Annotated in this window: 22 protein-coding genes and 2 pseudogenes; 3 read left to right on the top strand and 21 right to left on the bottom strand. The window is 44.1% G+C overall.

Annotated elements, in window-relative coordinates:
- The first annotated feature begins 134 nt into the window (after positions 1 to 134).
- Positions 135 to 1,013, top strand: coding sequence for an AraC family transcriptional regulator (locus AC50YG_RS28250; RefSeq protein WP_473761780.1), 879 nt, complete (start codon positions 135 to 137; stop codon positions 1,011 to 1,013).
- Between the two features lie 95 nt (positions 1,014 to 1,108).
- Here the strand turns inward: AC50YG_RS28250 and AC50YG_RS28245 are convergent, their stop codons facing one another.
- From AC50YG_RS28245 to AC50YG_RS28185, 13 genes and pseudogenes are all read right to left on the bottom strand, one after another.
- Positions 1,109 to 2,356, bottom strand: coding sequence for an Rne/Rng family ribonuclease (locus tag AC50YG_RS28245; RefSeq protein ID WP_494831845.1), 1,248 nt, complete (start codon positions 2,354 to 2,356; stop codon positions 1,109 to 1,111).
- Positions 2,357 to 2,442: 86 nt separating this feature from the next.
- A complete protein-coding gene (locus AC50YG_RS28240) occupies positions 2,443 to 3,324 on the bottom strand; it encodes a M50 family metallopeptidase (protein WP_494831843.1) in 882 nt (293 codons plus the stop codon).
- On the bottom strand, positions 3,317 to 4,255 hold the full coding sequence (locus AC50YG_RS28235; RefSeq protein WP_494831841.1) for a peptidoglycan DD-metalloendopeptidase family protein: 939 nt from the start codon (positions 4,253 to 4,255) through the stop codon (positions 3,317 to 3,319). The genes AC50YG_RS28240 and AC50YG_RS28235 overlap by 8 nt, the downstream gene beginning before the upstream one ends.
- Before the next feature lie 157 nt (positions 4,256 to 4,412).
- Complete coding sequence (locus tag AC50YG_RS28230) at positions 4,413 to 5,558, bottom strand: FtsW/RodA/SpoVE family cell cycle protein (protein ID WP_494831839.1); 1,146 nt, start codon at positions 5,556 to 5,558, stop codon at positions 4,413 to 4,415.
- Between the two features lie 7 nt (positions 5,559 to 5,565).
- The gene (minD, locus tag AC50YG_RS28225) at positions 5,566 to 6,357 is read right to left on the bottom strand and encodes a septum site-determining protein MinD (protein ID WP_046229380.1); all 792 of its coding nucleotides are present in this window, start codon (positions 6,355 to 6,357) and stop codon (positions 5,566 to 5,568) included.
- A 3-nt stretch (positions 6,358 to 6,360) separates the two neighbouring features.
- Complete coding sequence (locus AC50YG_RS28220) at positions 6,361 to 7,029, bottom strand: septum site-determining protein MinC (RefSeq protein ID WP_494831962.1); 669 nt, start codon at positions 7,027 to 7,029, stop codon at positions 6,361 to 6,363.
- A gap of 62 nt (positions 7,030 to 7,091) precedes the next feature.
- Entirely contained in the window at positions 7,092 to 7,625 is a 534-nt protein-coding gene (mreD, locus tag AC50YG_RS28215; RefSeq protein ID WP_341281747.1) for a rod shape-determining protein MreD, read from the bottom strand.
- Complete coding sequence (gene mreC, locus AC50YG_RS28210) at positions 7,622 to 8,503, bottom strand: rod shape-determining protein MreC (RefSeq protein ID WP_494831836.1); 882 nt, start codon at positions 8,501 to 8,503, stop codon at positions 7,622 to 7,624. The genes mreD and mreC overlap by 4 nt, the downstream gene beginning before the upstream one ends.
- A 52-nt stretch (positions 8,504 to 8,555) precedes the next feature.
- Positions 8,556 to 9,590 (bottom strand): rod shape-determining protein, encoded by a 1,035-nt coding sequence (locus AC50YG_RS28205; protein ID WP_494831834.1) that lies wholly within the window; start codon positions 9,588 to 9,590, stop codon positions 8,556 to 8,558.
- 42 nt (positions 9,591 to 9,632) lie between these two features.
- The gene (radC, locus tag AC50YG_RS28200; RefSeq protein ID WP_494831832.1) at positions 9,633 to 10,322 is read right to left on the bottom strand and encodes a RadC family protein; all 690 of its coding nucleotides are present in this window, start codon (positions 10,320 to 10,322) and stop codon (positions 9,633 to 9,635) included.
- Positions 10,323 to 10,362: 40 nt separating this feature from the next.
- Positions 10,363 to 10,500 (bottom strand): annotated as a pseudogene (locus AC50YG_RS28195) (Maf family protein); the annotation flags it as partial.
- A 644-nt stretch (positions 10,501 to 11,144) separates the two neighbouring features.
- Positions 11,145 to 12,296: pseudogene (locus AC50YG_RS28190) on the bottom strand (recombinase family protein); the annotation flags it as partial.
- A 32-nt stretch (positions 12,297 to 12,328) separates the two neighbouring features.
- Complete coding sequence (locus AC50YG_RS28185) at positions 12,329 to 12,562, bottom strand: hypothetical protein (RefSeq protein WP_494831830.1); 234 nt, start codon at positions 12,560 to 12,562, stop codon at positions 12,329 to 12,331.
- A gap of 404 nt (positions 12,563 to 12,966) precedes the next feature.
- On the opposite strand from AC50YG_RS28185, the gene AC50YG_RS28180 reads away from it, so the two are divergent.
- Positions 12,967 to 14,169: a hypothetical protein gene (locus tag AC50YG_RS28180; protein WP_494831828.1), complete on the top strand. Its 1,203-nt coding sequence runs from the start codon at positions 12,967 to 12,969 to the stop codon at positions 14,167 to 14,169.
- Between the two features lie 17 nt (positions 14,170 to 14,186).
- Here the strand turns inward: AC50YG_RS28180 and AC50YG_RS28175 are convergent, their stop codons facing one another.
- The 4 genes from AC50YG_RS28175 to AC50YG_RS28160 form a co-directional block, all read right to left on the bottom strand.
- On the bottom strand, positions 14,187 to 14,930 hold the full coding sequence (locus AC50YG_RS28175; protein ID WP_494831826.1) for a hypothetical protein: 744 nt from the start codon (positions 14,928 to 14,930) through the stop codon (positions 14,187 to 14,189).
- 248 nt (positions 14,931 to 15,178) lie between these two features.
- Positions 15,179 to 15,403 carry a DUF4314 domain-containing protein gene (locus AC50YG_RS28170; RefSeq protein ID WP_494831824.1) on the bottom strand — a complete coding sequence of 75 codons (225 nt, stop codon included), beginning with the start codon at positions 15,401 to 15,403 and terminating at the stop codon, positions 15,179 to 15,181.
- Positions 15,390 to 15,584, bottom strand: coding sequence for a hypothetical protein (locus AC50YG_RS28165; RefSeq protein ID WP_494831822.1), 195 nt, complete (start codon positions 15,582 to 15,584; stop codon positions 15,390 to 15,392). Before AC50YG_RS28165 ends, AC50YG_RS28170 begins: the two co-directional genes overlap by 14 nt.
- 83 nt (positions 15,585 to 15,667) lie before the next feature.
- The gene (locus AC50YG_RS28160) at positions 15,668 to 15,955 is read right to left on the bottom strand and encodes a hypothetical protein (RefSeq protein ID WP_494831820.1); all 288 of its coding nucleotides are present in this window, start codon (positions 15,953 to 15,955) and stop codon (positions 15,668 to 15,670) included.
- Positions 15,956 to 16,227: 272 nt separating this feature from the next.
- Here AC50YG_RS28160 and AC50YG_RS28155 point away from each other — a divergent pair, with 272 nt between their 5' ends.
- On the top strand, positions 16,228 to 16,581 hold the full coding sequence (locus AC50YG_RS28155) for a hypothetical protein (RefSeq protein WP_494831818.1): 354 nt from the start codon (positions 16,228 to 16,230) through the stop codon (positions 16,579 to 16,581).
- A gap of 30 nt (positions 16,582 to 16,611) precedes the next feature.
- Here the strand turns inward: AC50YG_RS28155 and AC50YG_RS28150 are convergent, their stop codons facing one another.
- The 4 genes from AC50YG_RS28150 to AC50YG_RS28135 all read right to left on the bottom strand — a co-directional run bounded on the left by AC50YG_RS28150 (position 16,612) and on the right by AC50YG_RS28135 (position 22,864).
- Positions 16,612 to 17,838, bottom strand: a complete 1,227-nt coding sequence (locus tag AC50YG_RS28150) for a restriction endonuclease subunit S (RefSeq protein ID WP_494831816.1) — start codon at positions 17,836 to 17,838, stop codon at positions 16,612 to 16,614.
- A 2-nt stretch (positions 17,839 to 17,840) separates the two neighbouring features.
- On the bottom strand, positions 17,841 to 19,394 hold the full coding sequence (locus AC50YG_RS28145; RefSeq protein ID WP_494831814.1) for a type I restriction-modification system subunit M: 1,554 nt from the start codon (positions 19,392 to 19,394) through the stop codon (positions 17,841 to 17,843).
- Positions 19,391 to 19,999 (bottom strand): restriction endonuclease subunit S domain-containing protein, encoded by a 609-nt coding sequence (locus AC50YG_RS28140; RefSeq protein ID WP_494831813.1) that lies wholly within the window; start codon positions 19,997 to 19,999, stop codon positions 19,391 to 19,393. Before AC50YG_RS28140 ends, AC50YG_RS28145 begins: the two co-directional genes overlap by 4 nt.
- 111 nt (positions 20,000 to 20,110) lie before the next feature.
- Positions 20,111 to 22,864, bottom strand: coding sequence for a type I restriction endonuclease subunit R (locus AC50YG_RS28135; protein WP_494831811.1), 2,754 nt, complete (start codon positions 22,862 to 22,864; stop codon positions 20,111 to 20,113).
- Positions 22,865 to 22,923: the final 59 nt, after the last annotated feature.

Here is a 22,923-nt window from a genome sequence, read left to right as displayed (position 1 = left end):
TAATAAGGCCAGTCTTAAGGAACGGATTACGACGATCACCATTTAATCTAATCTGTCTGAAGTCAGCACGCAATGACAGGCAGCCCTCTGTTAAATGATGCTACAATATTGAGAGCAAAGGAAGTTGATGCGGCATGGAAGCTATTCTTCGAATGAAGGATGCACTCGACCTGATGGAGCAAAAAATGGAGGAACGCCTCGACATCGCCGATATCGCCAAGGCCGCCTATGTGTCGCCGTTTCATTTTCAGCGCATGTTCCACATGCTTACTGGAATGACAGTCGCGGAATATATCCGTAAGCGCAAGCTGACACTTGCGGCGCAGGAGCTGACGTCAAGCACCATAAAGGTCGCAGACGTTGCCTTTAAATACGGTTATGATACTCCCGAGTCATTCTCCAAGGCCTTTCGCCGCATTCATGGCATTTCGCCTTCGGAAGCGAGAGCACCCGGCGTTACATTGAAAGCATTCCCCCGCATTTCATTCCAGCTATCGTTGAAGGGAGACAAGGACATGGATTATCGTATTGAGGAAAAAGAAGCTTTTCAAATTGCAGGCTTGTCCTATGAAGTGAGCTGTAAGGACGGACAAAATTTCATCGATATTCCTAAGCTGTGGGAGGCATTCAACCAAAGCGAAGCGCCCGCCGAGCTTTATGCCAAAGGGGATGGGGCAATTATTGGCGTCTGTCTTGACGGCCAGCCCGATAAGGAGACATTCACCTATATGATTGCTACCTCTGTTGATGCCAATGTGGCTGACAAGGAAGAGAAATATACGGTCCGTACCGTTCCCGCAGCTACCTGGGCCATATTCACCTCGACAGGCCCATTGCCTGATTCGCTTCAAAATGTATTTCGCCGGATTTTCCAAGAGTGGTTTCCCGGAACCGGCTATGAGCATGCCGGAGGCCCTGAGCTGGAGGTTTATTACGAAGGGGATACTTGCGCTGAAGATTACCGGAGCGAAGTATGGATTCCGATTTTGAAAAAAGAAGCAACCGGCGCTTAGCTCGCCAAACCTAAGCAAAAACGACCGATGAAGGCTCCTCTTCATCGGTCGTTCTATTTGTCGCGCACCCAAACGCTATCCCACTTTTTGCACAGCTAGACTTTAACTTGCCCCTGCCTGCCGCTTCCTCCGCAGCACGGACAGCGCTCCGTTAGCTGGCCCGCAGCACCCTCCCGCGCTTTTTTGCGGGTCACTTCCATAAGCCCTAGTCTTGTCCAGCCAACGACCGAGCATTTTGTCGGGTCCAGCCTCGCCCATTCATTCAGGCGCGCGATAATCCGCTCGCGGTTTTGTTCATTTTCCATATCTATAAAATCAATAATAATGATGCCGCCCACATCACGCAGCCGCAGCAGCCGGGCGATTTCATCAGCCGCCTCCATATTCGTACGGAAGACGGTATCCTCTAAATTCGTAGCGCCTGTGAATTTGCCCGTATTTACATCAATAACGGTCAGAGCTTCCGTCTCTCCCCATACTAGCGAGCCGCCGCTTGCCAGCCGAATATTCGGTTGAAACGCTTCATGCACCTGCCGAGTGACGTCAAAAGCATCAAATAGAGTAAGCGAAGCACCCCGGTCATACAGCTTGAGCCGTTTTTCGAGCTGCGGCGTCATTTCCCGCAGCAGCGCAGCCGCTTCCTGCAGGCGGGATGCATCATCAATCCATACCTCTTCCACTTTCATATCTAGCGTATCGCGGACAATTCGCCGCAGCAGACCCGCCTCCATATGTAGGCCTGCTGGTGCTTTCGCTTTCGCGGCCTGGCTTATTATACGCTCCCAGCTGGCGCGAAGCTGGGCAACATCAGCCGCAAGCGACTGCTCAGACTCACCTGAGGCAGCCGTCCGGAGGATGATGCCTTCCTCGCCTTGAAGCAGCTGCTCGCCTACATCGCGCAGTCTGGCACGCTCGCTGTCGGCAGCGATTTTTCGTGAAACGCCTACATATCCAGCCTGCGGCATGAGCACCAGCCAGCGCCCCGGCAATGTGAAGTGGGTCGTCACCCTGGCTCCCTTGCCGCCAAGCGGCTCCTTCATCACCTGTACAATCAGCTCTTGACCTGGCCGCACCAGCTCTTCAATTGAAGGCTTTATCTCCGGCTGTTTCTCCAAATTGGGATGCAATAAATCATCTATATAGAGAAAAGCGTTTTTGCCTAGACCAATATCTACGAACGCCGCCTGCATGCCAGGCAGCACATTAATGACACGCCCTTTGTAGACGTTGCCTACGAGGCCGCTCTTCTCCGACCGTTCCATAAAAAATTCCATGAGCCGGCCATCCTGCAAAACAGCTGTTTGAAGCATTTCTCCGTCACTGTGCATCAACATTTGCTTCATCTCTCAAACATCACCCGCCAGCTCTCACGTTTTCTTTTATATTAACACAAGTCGCAGCGGGAGTTCCTTATCTGTTTTTTATCCCCTTAAGGAAGAAGCTCAATAACAGGGCGGTTCGGATTGCGCTCAAGCAAATAACGGTCAACAACACGCTGCTCTGGAGCTACCCTGGCAATGCTGGAGCCTCGCTCCATAATATAAAACAAGTGATACCGCTCGCGCCAAAGCAAACGAACGGCATATACCGCAGATTGCCTGCCATCCACCACGATAGGGCTGGCAAGCACGCCTTGCGCCATCTTGCGGATAGCTACCTGGTCGCGATGCATGAGAAACCGAATGAATAAATACGGAATGCTCCGATTATAGGTCCAGTTCGTCATAAACAGAAATGTTCCAATGATGAGCAGATTGAATTGAATAGCGCCGCCGGGACGCAGCAGCCCTAGCAGTGAAACGCCGATCATTAAGCTGCTGAGCACAAGGCTGATGCGTGCCGTCCAGCGCATAACGCTGAAAAAGCTCAAGCTATAGCTAAGGGCTGCTTGCAGCAGCTTCCCGCCATCAAGCGGATAAATCGGCAATAAATTAAATAAGCCAATCATCATATTTGCCTGAACGACATAGGCCGACCATTCGGGATCCCATAGTCCCAGCTGGCTCAGGCCCCAAGCAGCTAGTCCCATCCATACATTTTGCAGCGGTCCGGCTATCGCTACAAGCGCATCCTCTCCCGCTGGAAGGCTGCCCGCATCCTCCACTTCAGCCACACCGCCGAAAGGCAGCAGCTTAACCTCGCGAATATGCCAGCCGAAATAACGCGCCACCAGCACATGGCCAGCCTCATGGACAATTACGATTAAAAACAAGGTGAACAGCTCGACAAAATAACCTGTTAATACGGAGGCCGCCATTACCAGCACAAACAACGGATGCACCGACCAGCGAATGCCCCTCCATTTAACCAAGCGGGATCACGCTTACCGGATCAATATAGCGGTCGTTTTGCTTAATTGCAAAATAAAGCAGGCTCGGCTCCTCACCGCTTGCTCTGCGCAGGCTCCCGACCTGATCGCCCGCTTCCACCCAATCATTCACGCCAACTGATGCATACCCTAGCTTGCCATATACGCTGACTCGTTCATCCGCATGCTGGACTACGACGGTTACTCCATTATCCGATGGCTCCGAGACAACAAGCACTCTGCCTGTCTCTACCGCATTTACCGCTTCCTCCGATGAGCCAGCAAGCTCGACACCATTTAGCAGCTCGGCAAATGTACGTACGATAGCACCGCCCTCAAGCGGAGCAACGATAGGCAGCTTGACTGCACCTTCCGCAGCTGTTGCCTCCTTCTGCTCCTCTTGGAAAATCGGAATAAACGTCGGCGCTCCGGCAAACGTTTCTTTATACCATTTTGCCGCACTGGCAAAATCCAGCTCATCATGAAGCGCCTGCGCTACATAAGCTCGGCTCTCCATTGCCCACTTCTCATCAATCTGGTATAAACCCCATATGCCAGCGAACAATACAGCAGCCGCAATTATTTTCCAGCGCAGCTCGCGAAAGAAGGGGTGTGGTCGTCCACCTTTTGGCGGTTCCGCATACGGCGGTTCTCCTGACTGATGTCCATAACGATAATCCATGCGGCTCGTCCGGCTTCGTTGATCATCCTGTATCTGCGTCCATCCATCCCAAGGATTAGGACTTTCCTTCCACATTTTCTCTGGGTCCCGCTCCTCCTCCTCCAATAGCGGATAGAGCGGAGGCACAGCGGGCACGCTGTATTCCGCTCTTGAAAGCCGCTCTTGCATGAATCCATCCCGAACGGGCTGCTCCATTAATCGTCTAATTTTCTCTTCACGGCGCCTTCGCACCGCTTCCTTCGTATCCATCATCCGTTCCTCCCCCTCTCGCTTATCAGAGAGCTTGCTTCCTTCTACATCCTTATGAGGAAAAACGGACAAGTATGCAAATTCAGCAGGCAAAAAGAAAAAGAACGCTGCTTTCTCTTCCCAGAGAATTGCAGCGCCCTTCCAAGCAGCAGCTATGTGGTTATTCAGCCAGCTCATAAACTTCCTGATGAGCCTTTATACTGAATACAATGCCGATACAAATCATATTCAGCAGCAGTGAAGTGCCGCCGTAGCTGATGAATGGCAGCGTGATGCCGGTAATCGGCATTAGTCCAATCATCATGCCGATATTTTGGAATATCTGAAATACGAACATAGAGGCAATGCCTATCGTCATATAGGCAGCGCGCAAATCATGACATTTGAAGGCGATTATGATAATTCGGTAAATGAGCAGGAAATACAGCAGCAACAACACGGCTGCACCCTGAAAACCAAATTCCTCGCCGATAACAGCAAATATGGAATCGGAGTACGGATAAGGGATGAACTTCCCGTTTTTCATCTCGCCCTGCAGATAGCCATCACCCGTAAGCCCGCCTGAGCCTATGGCAATTTTGGCATTTTGAGATTGATAGCTCGCATCAGCAGATGCTTCCTCTGGATGCATGAACGTATTAATCCGATTGTACCAGTGCGTTAATTCTTTTTCTTTCAGATAAGTATATATTTCCGTATTAAACATATTAAACAGCGTCATGAACAGGATCAAACCGCCAACAACGACAGCAAGCCCTACAAGAACATGCTTATATTTAACATTGCCAATCCAAAGCATTCCGAGCACGATAACGAGATAAATAATCGCATTTCCTAAATCAGGCTGCATCATGACAAGCGCAAACGGCAATAGGGAAAAAGCTGCTATCGGTAATAAATCTTGAGAAAAGCCTAATCTATCGCCTTTTCTTCGGCCCATAATGTAGGCAATCCCGATAATCAGAAAAATTTTCATGATTTCAGCCGGTTGAAAGGAGAAGCTTCCGAGCTTGAACCAGCCTTTTGCTCCATTGATAACAGATCCAAAAAAATACACGGTGACCAGCAAAGCGACGCCAAAGCCATATAAGATATGCCAGGTTTTGAGCAAAATCCGGTAATCAAAAAGAGCGGCAAAAATCGTGATAAAAAAACCAACACCATAAAAAATAGCCATTTTTTCAGTTGATGTAGCATATTGCGAATTGTCCCAAGTAGCACTATATATTACAAACAAGCTAAAAACCATGAGACAAACTAAAATTGCGACGATGCCCCAGTCAATTTTTTTGAATTTATTCAGCACAATGCAATCATCCTATTCCCAAAAACTTGCGGAACCGTTTGAAGGCGCCTGCCTTCTCATCTAGCAGCATAAGTGGAACCATATCGCCCAAAATGCGGCGGGCAATGTTGCGGTAAGCAATCGCCGCGCGCGACGAAGGGTCCATCACCGTCGGCTCGCCTGTATTCGCGGATTTGATAACCTTCTCATCATCCGGCACGATACCGAGCAAATCAACGGCGAGCACCTGACAAATTTCATCAATATCAAGCATTTCCCCGCTTTTCACCATGTTCTGACGAATACGGTTAATGATGATTTTGGCAGCGATGCCCTCTTTCTCAAGCAGGCCAATTACTCGGTCCGCATCGCGAACGGCAGCATTTTCTGGCGTCGTAATAACAATAGCCCGGTCTGCGCCGGCAATCGCATTGCGGAAGCCCTGTTCAATTCCGGCTGGGCAATCAATAATGACATAATCAAATTCCTTCTTCAGCTCCAGCACCATGTCTTTGACCTGTTCGGGCGATACATCGTTTTTGTCCTTCGTTTGGGCAGCCGGCAGCATGTACAGCTCATCAAAACGCTTGTCCTTGATCAGCGCTTGATTCAAGCGGCAGCGGCCTTCAGCCACATCGATAAGATCATAAATTATGCGATTTTCAAGTCCCATAACAACATCCAAATTACGCAGTCCGATGTCGGTGTCAACCATACATACCTTCTTGCCAAGCAGAGCCAGTGCCGTTCCTAGATTGGCAGACGTAGTCGTTTTACCAACGCCGCCTTTTCCAGATGTGACAACAATCGCTTCTCCCATAAGTTACACCCCTCTCAACATAATCGGATTATTGCGTAAACGGTATAATTGCGAAATTTTATCCATCTGCATCGTTCCCTCATTCAAAAAAGCAAACTCCATCGCTGGATCGCCCGACATCCATTCCTCCGGCGGCCTACTAATGATATCTGCTATGCGCAATTGTGTCGGCCGCATCAGTGATGCCGCAATAATAACATCCGTTCGGCCGTTAACACCAGCATGAGCGACACCACGCAGCGCGCCCATCACATAAATATCACCGGTGCTGATAATCGTTCCTCCCGGGTTCACATCCCCCGTCAGCAGCAAATCGCCTTCACGCTCTATCGTTTGACCCGATCGGATAATTCCGCTAATGAGCTGAATGCCAGGTGGCGGAGCCTGTGGCTGGCTGCCTGCCGCCGGCTCCGATTCTACCGATTGTACAATCAGATTACCCTGCGCGCGAATAACCGATCGAATCCGTTCTTTATCCTCATCGTCAAGCTGCCTGCTTCCTAGCTTGACATGGACGTGCACGAGCGGGCCGGTGAGCAGCTGCTGATGGGTTTTCTCCAGCTTGTAGTGCAGCTCATCGAGTAATAAATCAAGCTCACAACTATCGTCGAGAAGGAACACGAGACCTTCCTTGACGCCTTTAATCATAATATGCTGCTTTTCGGCCACGATTGTCCCTCCCCAACGTATTGCATTCTTTTCGAAACAATCGAATTCCTGCTTTAACCGCCAATTTATTCCTCATCCTGGTCCTGATTTAGCTTCGCATCCTGCTCATACAGCTTGCGAACAGGCACGTAAATAACCAAAGCAAAGGCAAGCTGCAAAAATAAGCTAGGCAAAATATGATCCAGCAGCGCGAAAGCATACGACTCCTCCGTCAACCGGAAAAGCGAATAAATAAAATAAACGGCTGAATCGTAAGCAATGCACGCAAAGCCAATTACGGACAGGCATGTAAGCAGCGTGCTGCGGCGGCGATCGAACAGAAGTCCAGCAAAATAACCGATTAGCCCCATCATGAACGTATGTACACCGAGCAAATGACCATAGTAGACGATATCCTGAATAAGTCCAATACCTATACCAAACATCAGTGCCCGATGGCGACCGCTATACAGAGCAGCATATAATACAAAGACAAAGCTAAAATGCGGAATAATTTTGCCAGCATAATCGACCGGAATGATCCAAGGCATGACGCTGCCTTCAATAACAAAAAGGAAAAACAACAGCAGGATAAGCCGATTCGTGCTCATCATACTCATTTCCCCGCATCCTCCGATGCAGACACCTCGACGACAAACACTTCTTTAAGCTGGTTCAAATTTGCCGCCATCTCAATTGAAGCTGTGTACGTCAAGCCAAAATTGCCTACTTCCTTTGTCTCTACCGTTCCAATAACAAGACCGCGCGGGTAAACGCTGTCGCTCCCTGAGGTAACGACCAGATCACCGACGATCATTTTGTCGTTTTCGCCGATTCTCGTCATAATCAATCGCTGCGTCTCATCATCGTAGCTGGTAACCATTCCGAAAGAGTCGCTCTTGCCAAGAATAGTCGCCGCAATCGCATTGGAAGTGGGCGACTTTTCATCTAGCTCCGTAATCGGCATTACCGTTGCCGTATTCGGCCTTACCTGGCTGACAATACCGATAATGCCGTCAATGGTTGTAACCGCCATATTCTGCTTGATGCCATTCAGCGAGCCTAAATTGATTTCCAGCGTCTTGCTGTACGGATTATTGTCAACGGCAATGACATGGGCAATTCGGTAGTTGTAATTGTTTATTTTTTTCTGCTGCTCTGTAAAATTCAGCTCTTTCTGCAAACGCTCATTCTCTTCCTGCAGAAAGTTATAGCCGATTTTGTCGCGGGCATAAGCCGCTGCTGTCAGTCTAAGGTACTCATTCTCCTCATAAATCGCCCGGAGATTGCCAATATCCTCAAAGAAACCCGCTATTGAAGCAGCGGGCACATAAAACCATTGCTGAACGAATCCGACTGAATCTCCGATAAACTTCTCCGGCATACTCAGCTCCTTACGGTCACTTAGCGAGAAGCCGATGACCACAATGAACAGAATAAACCCGAACATAAGCATAAACATGCGCTTATTTCTAAACAGCTTAAACAGCTCGATCACCTGCCTGTTCTAATCACATTTTCATTTTTTGCCAAATTGGCAGGAAGCTCTTCTAGCGTTTCGAACGGCCGCCTGAACCGCCTCTGCTCTTGAATAAATGAATATGGTCAAGCGAACGGCCGGTACCTATAGCTACGCAGTCAAGCGGATTGTCCGCTACAATGACCGGCATGCCAGTCTCGCGCTGCAGCAGCTTGTCCAGATTGCGAAGCAGTGCTCCGCCGCCTGTCAGTACAATACCGCGATCCATAATATCTGCAGACAGCTCTGGCGGGCATTTTTCAAGCGTGACTTTAACGGCATCCACAATAGCGGTCACCGTATCCGCAAGCGCTTCGCTTACTTCATCCGATGTTATGGCAAGTGTCTTAGGCAAGCCGGATACAAGATCGCGGCCTCTAATTTCCACCGATTCCGGCGGATCAAGCGGCAGTGCTGTACCCAGATCCATCTTAAGCTGCTCTGCCGTACGTTCCCCAATCATCAGATTGTAGAAGCGCTTAATATATTGGATAATGGACTCATCCATTTCATCCCCAGCGACCCGAATCGAACGGCTTGTTACAATCCCTCCGAGCGAAATCACTGCAACCTCTGTCGTTCCTCCGCCAATATCAACGACCATGCTGCCCGTAGGCTCCCAAACCGGAAGATCGGCGCCAATCGCTGCTGCGAACGGTTCTTCAATCGTATAAGCTTCACGTGCACCTGCTTGCTTCGCTGCATCTTCAACCGCGCGCTTCTCAACTGCAGTAATGCCAGAGGGCACGCAAATCATGACGTTCGGATGGCGCGGAAACAAAGATTTTTGCTTTTGCGCTGAACGAATAAAATATTTAATCATCGTTGCTGTCGTTTCAAAGTCAGCAATGACGCCATCCTTCATTGGACGTACGGCGCGAATATTGCCCGGCGTTCTGCCGATCATTTTTTTCGCTTGCTCGCCAACTGCTTCTATCGTTTTCGTATCGGTACGCAGGGCTACCACAGACGGCTCCCTCACGACAATTCCTTTTCCTTTTACGTATACAAGAGTATTAGCTGTTCCCAAGTCAATGCCAAGATCTTTCGATAAACCACCAAACATGTTAGTGCTCCCTTCTGAAATGCCACAATCCTTCTTATTATATTACATGTAGCCTTGTTCCTTCAAACTAATAAACCTTCCATCACCAATAACGAGATGATCCAGCACTTCAATGCCTACCAACTCTCCAGCAGAAACGAGCCGCTTCGTTAGCGCAATATCTTCAGGACTTGGCGTAGGATCGCCGCTCGGATGATTATGCACACAAATGAGCGAGGCGCTGCTGCATTTAATAGCCGCACGAAATACTTCCCTTGGATGAACGAGCGAGGCATTCAGCGTGCCCATCGAAAGCGTCTCTTGAGCAATAATGTGATTTTTCGTATTGAGAAAAAGACAGACGAAATGCTCTTTTTTCAAATGACGAAGCTCATCCATGACATAATTCGCCGCATCCTCTGGCCTCTTCACCGTAACAACCTCGCCATTGCCCGTACGAGACACTCTGCGTCCAAGCTCAAGTCCCGCACGCAATTGAATCGCTTTCGCCGGACCGATGCCGCGAATGGCTGTCAGCTCTTCCAGACTCATATCCATCAAGTTGCGCAAATTGCCGCATTCCTTCATGATATTACCCGCAAGATGGACAACTGATTCCTTTTTCGTGCCTGTTCGCAAAAGAATGGCCAGTAATTCCGTGTGACTGAGCGCTTCGGCCCCATATTTAATTAATCGCTCTCTTGGACGTTCTTCCTGTGGGACATCACGAATGAATTGGCGCTGCGGCTCCATGCCCATCCCTGCTTTCGTAAGTTAGCTTGAAATACGTGGATCAAAATACATGTATGCGATACGCTGCGAGCATATCTGACAGCAGTGACAGCGGCAAGCCGACAACGTTGAAATAACAGCCCTCGATCCCCTCAACAAGCGTGGCCCCATAACCTTGAATGCCATAAGACCCGGCTTTATAGTGCACAATGGTTCTTTCGAATGAGACATAGACTCATATCCTGACATCTGAAAAGAGTTTATTGCGATCGTTGAAACAAACTTCTTTTTTACCGCTCCTGCCATGTAAATAACGGTGGCTTTGTTGCCGCCACCGTTACCATCAGGATCTCCACCATTATTGGGTTGAAGTAACTGTTCAATATTTGCTTTTAAATATATTGTCGGCTCTCCATCTTTACTTATTATTATTTTCCCAATCAGTAACTCCAAGTCTTTTCTATCCAGCATCTCTTTAGATATTATATCATCAAAGACACTGAGTCCGGTATGTGCTCTCGCTTGAAATTGAAAGGTCTGTTCCTGTATAGAAATTAGTTCTTTTATTTGACGGTTAACTTCAGCTAATTGTTGCTGCAGTTCAACCTCGATTTCAGCATACACCTCCACCGATTTTTCAGTATTTAAGGTTATAGCTATTATTTTCTGCTTAATAGCAACCTTTAATTCATTTGACAGTTGGCTCCGCTTTTCTTCTAATCGAGCCAACGAAGTTTTAAACTTATTTCCCTTTTCAGCTTTTTTGACACTTTCCTGAACTTTACTATCAAACTGTTGTATTGCAACGCTTAAGTTCTCACGAATTAAAACAAGGTGAGCTTTAATCGCAAGCATTAAGGTCCGGTCAAGGATATAATGAGTGGAACAAGCAATCTTTCCTACTCTCCTGTAGGTACTACAGATATACGATTTATGTTTGCCCTCTTTATTAAGCGCAACCATCCCTTTTCCGCAGTCCTCACAAACTAAAAAGCCTGAAAAAAGATTAATGTGCCTGTATCCCTTGCCCCTATAGTTACTTTCACGTCGTTTATCGGCGATCGATTGAGCCATGTTAAAATCAGCTTTACTGACAATTGGCTTATGATTGTTATCAAATACGTGGTGTTGTTCTAAGTCAGTCTTAAGTACTTTACCTTTGATTCCGTTTAACTTGAACTTGCCCTGCCTCAATACCCCGATATAAAAGTCATTACGGATAATACGTTGAACCATTCTTTGGACCCAAACATCTGTAACCTTCTTTTTATTAGTCTTACCAACAGCTTCCCTTTCTTGACGAATGATCATTGAAGGTGTTGGAATTTTGTTTAATGTTAGATAGATACAAATCTTCCTATAGCCATCACCTTGCAGGTACATCTGAAAAATTGTCTTTATAATCGGGGCAGTTTCTTCGTCAATTATTATCTGCTTCTGATCCAGGGGGTTTCTCTTGTAACCATAAGGGACAGGTGCAAGATAAATTCCATCTATCATTCTAGTTTCGATACCATCTTTGACTTTCCGACTTATATCCTTCACGTAAAACTCATTATACCACGATTTTATACCAATCATCGAATCATCATTAACGAATGAATCGTAATCATCACCTAATAATACTATGCGTACCCCTTTACTGTTCATATTCTGAAGAAAAATTAACGTTAACGGATTATTCCTACCAATTCGCGATAAATCTTTTGCTACTAGTACAACTCGCTTTCCGTTTTCAATTGCTTTAGCAATATCTATACCAAGTCGATTAAAATCAGGTCTGTCGAATATATAGCCGCTGACATTATCGTCTTCATAAATTGCTTCATCGGTAATGGTACTATTAAACTTCTCCTTGATATGAGACTTAATCATTTGCTTTTGCGCTATTATTGAAGCGTATTTTGACTTATCCTCGTCCCGACTTAAACGTGTATAACCTAAATACAATGTGTTTGAAGATACCTCTGTATACTCATTTTCCTTAACCAACATATGTTTTAACACCTCTTATATTTTTAGTTTTCCTATTCTACCTTGCTGTATAAGGCTTGTTCAACTGTGTGTTTCAAGACATTTCCAAGGACAAGATTTTCGATTTCTCGGTTCAAATCTTCGACTCCTGATATAAAAGTAATTAATTTGCAATTTTTAATTTTTGTCCGTTTTTTTAGTTCGACAAATTCATCGGTCTTCATATCCTGCTCTGTCATCCAAGCAATGATTAGTTTGTTTTTCACATCCTCCTTTATCCTAATCATGATTCAAAACCCCATCTGTAAGGTTCGATAAACCAAATACTGTTAGCATATTAATTTTTGACATGCCCGTCACTCCACCTAGTTAAATTTGGAGTTTCACCCCATACCTATAGGTCTGCAACCTCTTGATGCCAAAAACCTCAACACCGACAACTACTAACTCCAACTCCCTCAACAATATTTTCATCACTTGCAACACTCTTCATGTCCCGCATTAAATTTGTAAAACCACTGTTTGATGCTTATTTTGATACAATCAAATAATCACTTGGTAAAAGAGGTGCCGGTTTTATCGACACCTCGTACGTAGAAAACCCAGGGGAGAAAATTTTGCTATAATGGAGTCATGTTGATACTGCGATGAGCTACTTACAACAGGCTCAGTCATAGGAGGGGAATACATCATGTCCATACATATAAATAAACTGCTACCCAACGGGGTTAGCATTCCTGCATTTAAGACCGGATCGGAGTTACTTTTAGCTTGTGAATTAGGGAAATACACGAAATCGCTGTTACATGAGGACTTGTCAGTTAAAGACGTTAATGTCGAGGATGAACTCAAAAAGACCAGTCACTTTAGTTTTGTCATCCAGTCTAAGTTCGTAAATGACCTACCTTACGACAGTGTCCAATTAGCAAAGTATAACTATGGTGACTTCTTACTTAATACCCAAAGTGTTGCGAAAGCAGATTTAAAGTTTGAAAATCATCATGTGTACTTCAATTACAAATCCGATGTAAAAGCTAACAGGGATTTTCGTGGTAAAAGTCGTTCAGTTGCCTATGTAAGCTTAATGGCTTTTGTCTTGGTGAAGAACTTCATCGACGATGAACCGAACCGTAAACTGATTATCGACCACGAAGATTACGAACAGAAAGATGGCGAATATACAGATCTTATCGCTTTACAGGAAAGCGGTATTCTCCCCAAAAACATACTCGAAATCAAATTTCAAACTCAGGGTGTAGTTCAGTTGCCTTGGGAAACATTTGTGAAAGACAATCGAAAAAAAGGATTAATGAACGGGGAATACTCTGCGAAAGAGAAGTATACTTATCTGCTGGCTGAATTAGAGGTGGGAGATGTAGTCCTACTGTACTCGAGAACTTTCAATCCTCGCAATAAAAGAGATACAATAGGGAGCTTAAAGTCTTGCTACCCCGCTGTGATTGAGGGTTATGACGAAAAAGCTATTGTTCTAAGGTACTATAGCACCATTGAGACAAAGCTGACGCAAAGGACAAGAATGGAACAACTCGTCGACAAGATCGAAGGTCTTGAAGAATTCTTTACCCCTGAAGATTATGAGCGCACCGTATCGAGTCAGAAGCGCCTTTCTTTAACTGAAATTGGGGTTGAGACATGCACATATCACGAAGACATCGTTATCTTCAAACCGTTTTTGGAGTCAGATGAATCAATCCAATGGTATAAAGATAAGGATAATAAGCTCATCGCTGAAAAGCTCGATACTCCTGATACCATTTTTGCTGTACTTGAAGATCGTGAAGTAAAATATAACAGAGATAAGTATCTTGACGAATACTTCATCAAAAAAGGTAAAACACCAATCCACTATAAATATGTGCAAAGAGCCGAGTAAAATCGGCTCTTCTTAGTTCAGTTAGCATGTTTGTCGATCAGATTTTGAAAACGACTGATATCCTCGTTGTCCATATACATCGCTTTTATCTTCCAGTTACCATCCTTGATCTTCTCATCAATAGCCTCAAGGTGATCACGAATTGCACCAAAATTAAAGCCGTTACCCTCTTCGTCCTTACCTTGTACGAAAGTGATAGTTGGTATCGGAAGTCTAACCTTACCTGGGCTGTTTTCAACCTCAAGTAGTTTAAAACCCAAATCCTCATGTATTTCTAAGAACTCATACGACTTTTTACCTTCATTATCATCAAATTTAACAGCAGTCTTTACGGAGAGACATACTGCTCTGCAACCTCCATAACTCACAAATCCCGCATACTCATCACGAATCACTAGAAACATGAACTCGTAATAAGAAAGACAAAACTCTTCTCCTGGCATTACCTTCCTAGACCCGATTTCTGTTTTAAGGTTTATACCCGTATCCTTGTCTATGGTGACATCGATAACGGGAACATTGATAATTTCGATATCTGATTCCAAGAGGATAGCCACCGGCTTCATATCAGTGCCGCCTTCATTTCTGGTAGTCTGGATAGAGCTTAGTCCATAAAGCTCTTTGAAGTGTAGAGTGTCCCACTTACTACCGAGATACTCACGTTCCTCGGGACTCATATCTTTCTTAATAATTTGCTTACCTAATTGCTCGACTCTTTTTTTAGTGTCCGATTTCCCATACTGCTTCTGTTCTCTATCCATGCTGCCACCTCGCTAAATTATTCACCAACCTCATATAATTATAATATCGGTAATCATCAACCTCAATTTTACCGAAAAAAAAGCACCAGCTCCGTTTGGCAGACCTATAACCAGTCATGCTGCACAGAATAGGTACTATTTTGATTGTTTATTCGGGTTTTATAAAAGTATCCTACCAGTTATAAAATTTTTGGTTTCATAAAAATATTGGACTCGTTCTAAAAGTGTCGCTGCTTTTATAAGACTTCTCAACTGCGGATATGCTTGATTACGTCTACACCATAGACCACACAAAGGGTAGAGCCACTGTCCCAGCTGACGAAGATCGTCCCTGTATCATCCACAAAGTTGATTGTTCCTTGGTCTCCTGAGTTTAGAGTAGTGTAAGGATCGGACATCGATACCAACTCGACCCTCGTTCCTTTCGGGTTCATTTCCCGCACTTGTTTGACCTGTTCATTATTCGGAAACATGAATCGCTACCCCCTCCAAGCGGAACACTTCCTTCAGATCGTGGTACTCTCCAATACAATCGGCTTTTCCGTCGAAGCAACGGAAGAAGGTTACCTTATCAACATGATTGTCGATTCTAGTGACCGAGAAGCCTGTCTCTTCATTGAAGGCGAACCTCGGTGAAAGAAGCGGTGAAGTCATTAGGTTCCAAATGCTGTTCCAAATCCGACTGCTTACAGACAAAGCAGATCAAGGAATGCTGCTCATAGTGCTGATTAGAATGATCACACCGATTGAAGCTCATATACGACTGTTGCTTCTTCGAGACTTGTCAGGTCGAACTCGCTGTTAATGGCTCTGACTAAATCCTTTATCTGCTTCTGGCTATATCCAAGCCTTTGAGCGCCCAATATCGCATATCCCAAGCATGCATTATTGCTCCACCGGTTCTCGGGAACCTGAACATACGGAGCCAACAGCTTAAGGCGACAATCGGCGCACAGCACCAATTTTTCTGTTCCTTTACGGAAATCAGTTACGTCATTATTACCACTACAATTTTGACAGATCATCGGAGCACCCCCCATCTAGGATAATTAATCCTCAAACGTTGGTTGTTGACAATAGCTTATCCTTACAAATCTTGCAACTCCTTTATGGGAGGAATAACTTAAGCGATTTGAAGCCGTATAAGGGCGATAAGTAGGGCATCGGAATTGCATTATACTACTAAAACAAATTAGCACCTATCAACCGCGAGAGAGCCGTTATATGTTGCAGGAACTAAAATAGAATCAAACTACACTCGTATAGTAAATAAAAACCCAATAGGGAGTTGACTTAGGTGGCAGAAATATACGATTTTCTATCTCGGAAAGCTCAGTTTGAATTTGTTAAGCATAACTTTAAGCAAAATGATGAGATCGTCGAACAACATGGGAAATACATCGGGGTATTGACCAAACAGAGGACTGAGTCGCTGCGGAAAACGATTGATATGATGGAGTTTAAGATGAATCAAATTGAACAGATGATGTTGGAGTACGAGGAATTACAGGTTGTGTATGAAGAAATGGTTACGGAAGCAGTGTACTTTCTTGGGGCGAGGAATAATGGAGTTGATTACGATCCTGAATCCTGGGAGTTTTATGTAGATGTTAAGGGACATTGTTGGGTGGTTAAAAAAAGTGACACGTAGATCGAGACTGATCATGTGTCACTTTTGAAATCATATTATTAGCATCTGTTGTAAATAGCCATTCTTAATGGCTTGTAAATTAAAAAGCTTTTCGACTTCCTTCGTTAGTTTCTGATCAAGTTTTACGAGGAAGTCTCGGATCATAACCTGCTCTCTGGATGATGGGATATATACAGGCATTTTCATTAAGTTAGCTTTTGATAAGTTATACCGTGTAGATCCCTGAGCCAATAAAGTGATGTTTTTTCTGTATGTGCTAGACCTCAACATATAAGCTAGAAAAACTGAATCAATATCTTTTGTTACCCTAAATCCAAAACAAAAACTATTTAGATAAACATTACTCAAGTCATGCTTCCAAACTGAAGCCATTCCTACTTCCTCAGGTGTTTCCGATGAAGTCGTAAACAATATATCTCCTGCTTTAACTTCATTTTGCCTTTCCGTTTCTGCTATTGATACTTTATCAATACCTTCAATATCTGCACTAATATTACTGAAAACATTCATATAAGTTATAAAATGACTATCACCTTTACCAAAATCATCTTTTGTCTTCCCACTCAGTCCTCCGTACGTTTCGCCAAGGTCACCAAGGCTTACTTCTTCCCACGCAGGGAAATCAAGCCCATTATCCTTGAAACGGATCTCTTGTGAGAAGATTTGCTGCATCATGCCTTTTTTGAACAACTCCAATTGTTCGATCTTCTCCTGCTGCTTCTCGATCTTTTGATCGAGTAGGGAGAAAAAAGAAGCTATTTTCTGTTGTTCTTCAAGTGGTGGGACATATAGCGTTATGGAATAATAATCACTATGATTTAAATCCGGTATAGTAGATTGCCCCGCTAAGGATAACAGCTTATGTTGTGTTTTATAATGTCTTAAGAAGATTACCAAATATGCGTTGTTCAGGAGTTTTTTATTAATATTTATTTTGAAAAAATTATTATGGAAAGCTCCTTTTACTCCAGTCACAACCATTCCAGTATTACCGGTCCTTGTCATAAGAACGTCCTCTGTATCGCATAAGACGCTACTATTCGGTGACTCAATATAATATCTGTTTTGGCTATTTTTTTTCAAAAATTCGTTAGTAATATAAAAATGTCGATTAGCCGCTGGCTCCAGATATCTATCAGAAATTGGTATTTGTAAACCCTGATTCACTTTACATACTTCACCTAGTGACATCTTAACCCAGTCTTTAGTGAATTTTGAGAACCTTAGTTTAGGAACTGCGTTTGCTAAATCAACCAAAGTTATACCTCCAATTCGTTTAAAAAGATTTGCAACTCTTTATCGATGTCCATTATTTCCTTATCAATAGTATTCAAACGGTATTCTACCGTTTGAATATCTACTAACTCTTCTTCCTCAAATGTGTCCACATAACGAGGGATGTTTAGGTTATACTCGTTCGACTTAACCACTTCAAGGCTTGCTGCGTATGAGTATTTCTCTATTGTTTGGCGGCTCATATATGTTTCAACAATCTTCTCCACATCTTCATCGCGTAGCCGATTCTGGTTCTTTCCTTTCTCGAACTCATTGGATGCATCGATGAATAGAATATTGTCATCCTCTTTCCTACATTTTTTGAATACAAGAATGCAGGTAGGGATAGAGGTGCCGAAGAAGATATTTGCTGGTAGTCCGATAATAGCATCCAAATAGTTCTTTTCCTCAATCAAGTATCTGCGGATAACACCTTCGGCAGCCCCGCGGAACAATACACCATGAGGAAGTACAACCGCCATTGTGCCATTATCGTCAAGTTGATGAATCATATGTTGAATAAAGGCAAAATCCGCTTTAGACGCAGGCGCGACTCTGCCATATGCGCTGTATCGTTCATCGTTCAAAAACTTTTCATCTGAAGACCACTTTGCAGAGTATGGAGGATTTGCGACAATCGCTTCAAAACGAAGATCTAGGTGACGTGGCTCTTCCAAAGTATCAGCGTTTTGAATATCAAAGTTCTGATAAGACACATCATGTAGTAGCATGTTCATGCGAGCTAAGTTATATGTTGTAGATGTCTTCTCTTGCCCGAAGTACTTCCTAACATTAGCTTCCTTACCCACACGCAAAGACAACGATGCGGAACCACAAGTTGGATCATATACACTTCTCAAGTCTTTCTTACCAACAGTAACGATCTTTGCTAAGATCTTCGAAACTTGTTGAGGGGTGTAAAACTCACCGGCTTTCTTACCTGCTGTTGCGGCAAATTGACCAATTAGATATTCGTATGCATCACCAAGTACATCTATTTCAATATCATCGTGCAAGAAAGGAATCTCGTTAATATTCGCCATGACTTTAGCAATGAGCTTAGATCGGGACTTTACATCACGACCTAATTTCGATGATGCAAGATCCATATCGTCGAACAGGTGTTGAAAGTCTTCTTGGCTTGCCGCTCCAAGGGTCGATTCGGTTACTGCATTGACAGCTTTCTGGAGCATTTCGATATCGAACTTTCCTTGCTCACCCTTACCAATTTCTTCAATCATGTTTGAGAAAAGGTACTCTGGCTCAATTACATAACCAATCTGCTGGATGAGCTCATCCTTTAAGGCATTGCGGTAGTCCTCGTTCTTCCAAGCTACTTTGTAGGTGATTTTATCTTCCTCAAGCAACTTATTCACACGAACTTCGGTCTTTTCGGACAAAAACCTGTAGAAGATCAACCCCAGTATGTAATTCTTGAATTCGTAGGCTTCCATCTGACCACGCAGGTCATTAGCCATGTCCCATAGCTTCTTGTGCAAATCAGCTTGTTGCTGACGCTGTAATTCAGTTGTAGTCATTTATGCTCCTCCTTGATATACCCCAATATGATTTGTCTGGCATACTGCTGTTCAAGTACAATTTTCTCTTGAAGCAAGCGATTTTTCCGATGTAATAACCTATAAACACTACCAACCCTTATCTGGTCTGTCATAGGTGGCAAAATAATCTCTAATGTCCTGAGCATTTGAATCGATAATGCTGCGACACTAGAACCTTGAGTGGCGAGCTTTAGTTGCTTCCTACATTCCGGATGCTCATTCATAAACCACTCTAGATAATCGGCATACAACACCCCAGATGGCTCGATAATTGCAAAGTTTGACGGTATAAGCTTACCCTTATGCTCCTGCTGCAATGCAACAGCACGCTGTCCAGTAAGACTTATTAAGACCAAACCTGCCTTTCCAATTGGTAATGTTCCGACACGGTCGTCAGAAACATACACCTCCTGGGAGCCTTCCGGCATGAAGTTAGAATCTGGACTCAGCCACTCGTTCATTTCCTTCATTGAATACAAAAAGTACTTGTTAAGGGTGCTCTTTTCCTCTTCTGTTACTGGAACTGTCTGAACACGTGACAGAAATGCTCCTTGCGTAACCAAAGCACATTGTTCAAGATTCAAACCAACCCTCCCACTATTGCTATTTGAATAAATAGCATCAACTTGATGTCTCCATAATAATAATAAAAAGCAGAAAAGGCAAGACCTTTTCTGCTATTAATCAAAATAGCACTAAGAATAGCGTTTTGTATGCTCCGTGATAAACTCAATGATGCGTTGAATCATCGATCTCTTCTGAAGGAACGGCAGCTTTACGGTATCACTTATCTCCTGTTGGTTAACAAAACCACCGTACTCGTATTCTTGAACAAAGCTCTGTATCTCTTCTGACTGCAATCCAACTTCACTGGCAAACGATTCGATTTCCTTCATGCGCTCTTCTTGCTCGAAGGCGTTATAAGTATCATCCACTGAATCGGCATTCGTAAGTGTTGGTACGATTTTTTCCAAGAATGCTTTAAGCAAGGTTGCCTTGAGTCGAAGTTCCTCGTTGTCTGCCCGATCGATCTCGTCCTGGATATCCTTAATAGACTTATTACGTTGCTCCTCATTATCAAAGTCAATGTTTTTAATCAGATTCATGATGTAACTCACATTAATCCGATCAGTGTGCATTAACTCAATCAAAAAGTCGACGTTTGCCAAGATCGACTCTTTACCCCCACCATGCTTAACTTCCTCGTAAATGCGAAGGTACTTGCTCTTATAATCCTGATACGTTTGTTCTTCGATACCTAGACGATCCGGATCGAACTCAAACTCGGTAAAAGTCTCTAAGCGACTCAAGTACTTCGTGAGATCTCTAAAGCTTACAACAAACTCCTGCTTTTCTTCCTCACGCTCTAAACTGTCTACAGAAGCTGGTGTAGAAGCCAATGCTTTCACTTTGGCGAGTGCGGCTTTGAACAGCTCGAGATACTCGTCATAGCTCTTCATCAAGACATCGTCGACATTATCTGTCTTCGAGAACAACCGAATCGCTTCATCAGTGTCTTCCTTCAAATTACGGAAGCATACGATGTTACCATATGGCTTGGTTGCCTTCTCAGTACGGTTTGTTCTCGAGAAAGATTGCACCAAGTTATGGTACTTCAAGAAGCGATCCATGTAGAGGATGTTCAACGTCTTGCTGTCGAACCCCGTCAAGAAGATATTGACCACAAGCAAGATATCGATCTGAGCCGTTTTTACACGTTTGGAGACATCAGCGAAGTATCCCTGATACTTATCGGTCGAGAAATTCGTGCCGAACATTCCGTTGTAATCCTTGATGATACGTTCAAGGCTGTCCCTAGAATGCTCGTCCTGACCATCACCTTCGTTGTCTTCGTTCTGACCATAAGTGAATATAGCGGCTATCTTAAAGTTGTGAGACAGGGATTTGAAGGTGTCGTAATACTTAATCAACATTGGAATGCTGTCTACTGTAAACAAGCCGGTGTAACCCTTACTGCGTGACTTGCGATCATGATGCGTAAGGATGTTTTCAGTGATCTTGCTGATACGATCGTCATGCATCCATACCTCATCAGTCAAAATGCCTTTCACTTTAGTCTTATCGTTCTCATCGACCTTAACATCAACCGTCTTCACGTAATCCACTGAGAAACCCAAGACATTCCCATCATTAATTGCATCCTTAATCAAGTACGTATGAAGGCATTTTCCAAAAATATCAGCAGTTACTCGACCATCCTGACTCTTATTCACCTCGAAGAGCGGTGTGCCTGTGAATCCAAAATACTGTGCCTGCTTAAAATGATTATCAACGAGTCGTTTCATCTTACCAAATTGGCTGCGATGACATTCGTCGATGATAAAGACCACCCGTTCTTGCTGGTAAGACTTCATGATCTGTTCGTAACGAGGGTTTTTTACGGCATTCGCCATTTTTTGAATAGTAGTAACGATCAATGGCTTCGTTAGGTCCGAAATTTGTGTTACCAACTTACTTGTATCATCCGTCATATCGACTGAATCAGGTTCAAACTTGTTGAACTCAGTTAAAGTTTGACTATCCAAGTCCTTACGGTCAACAAGGAAAAACACCTTCTTAATGTGTGGTTCGTTGGCTAGAATCTGGCTTGACTTAAACGAAGTCAAGGTCTTGCCGCTACCTGTAGTATGCCAGATGTATCCGTTGTTCTTCGTCTCCAAAGCACGTTTGACAAGCGCTTCGACTGCAAAGACTTGATATGGTCGCATAACCATCAGCTGCTTCTCTGTCTCATTAATTACCATGTATCTGGCAATCATTTTCGACATGTGGCATTTGTCTAAGAAGCTTGATGCGAACTCACTAAGGTTAGTAATTCGGCTATTCTCCGCATCCGACCAAAAGAATGTATGCGAGAACAAGATGTCACCATCGGAGTTGGCAAAGTACTTCGTGTCTACCCCGTTACTTACTATGAACATCTGCAGGTAACGGTATAGTCCACGGAATGAATGTTTCCGATACCGCTGTATCTGATTAAACGCCTCCTTGAAGTCTAAGCCGCGGCGCTTTAACTCGATCTGAATTACAGGAAGTCCGTTTATGAACAATGTTACATCATAGCGGTTTTTGTACTTACCTTCGACAGTGGTCTGGTTTGTTACTTGAAAGTTGTTTTTGCACCAGTCGCGAGTATTCATTAGTTCCAAGTAAACCTCAGTTCCATCGTCACGTTGGAACACTTGCTTGTCTCTAAGAATCTTCGCTGAATCAAAGATGCTCTTTCCATCAATTTGGGTCAAGAATCGGCTAAATTCAGAATCTGTCAGTGGCTGACCATTCAGCTTCTTCTCGTTGAACTTATTCAGTTGCTGCTTAAAATTATGGACGATCGAGTCATAATCATTAATAGTCACCTGTTCATAACCTTGACGCACAAGTTGCTCAATCAAATTCTTCTCAAGTTGAGCTTCTGATTGGTAAGACACAAAAAAGAACCTCCTTAGAATCTCTAAATCCCTTCAGATAAATACACAGGGATTTTACA

Source organism: Paenibacillus sp. J31R34, assembly GCF_059383715.1.
The sequence above is the reverse complement of the archived record's forward strand: the minus strand, read 5'-3'. Positions and strand labels throughout refer to the sequence as shown.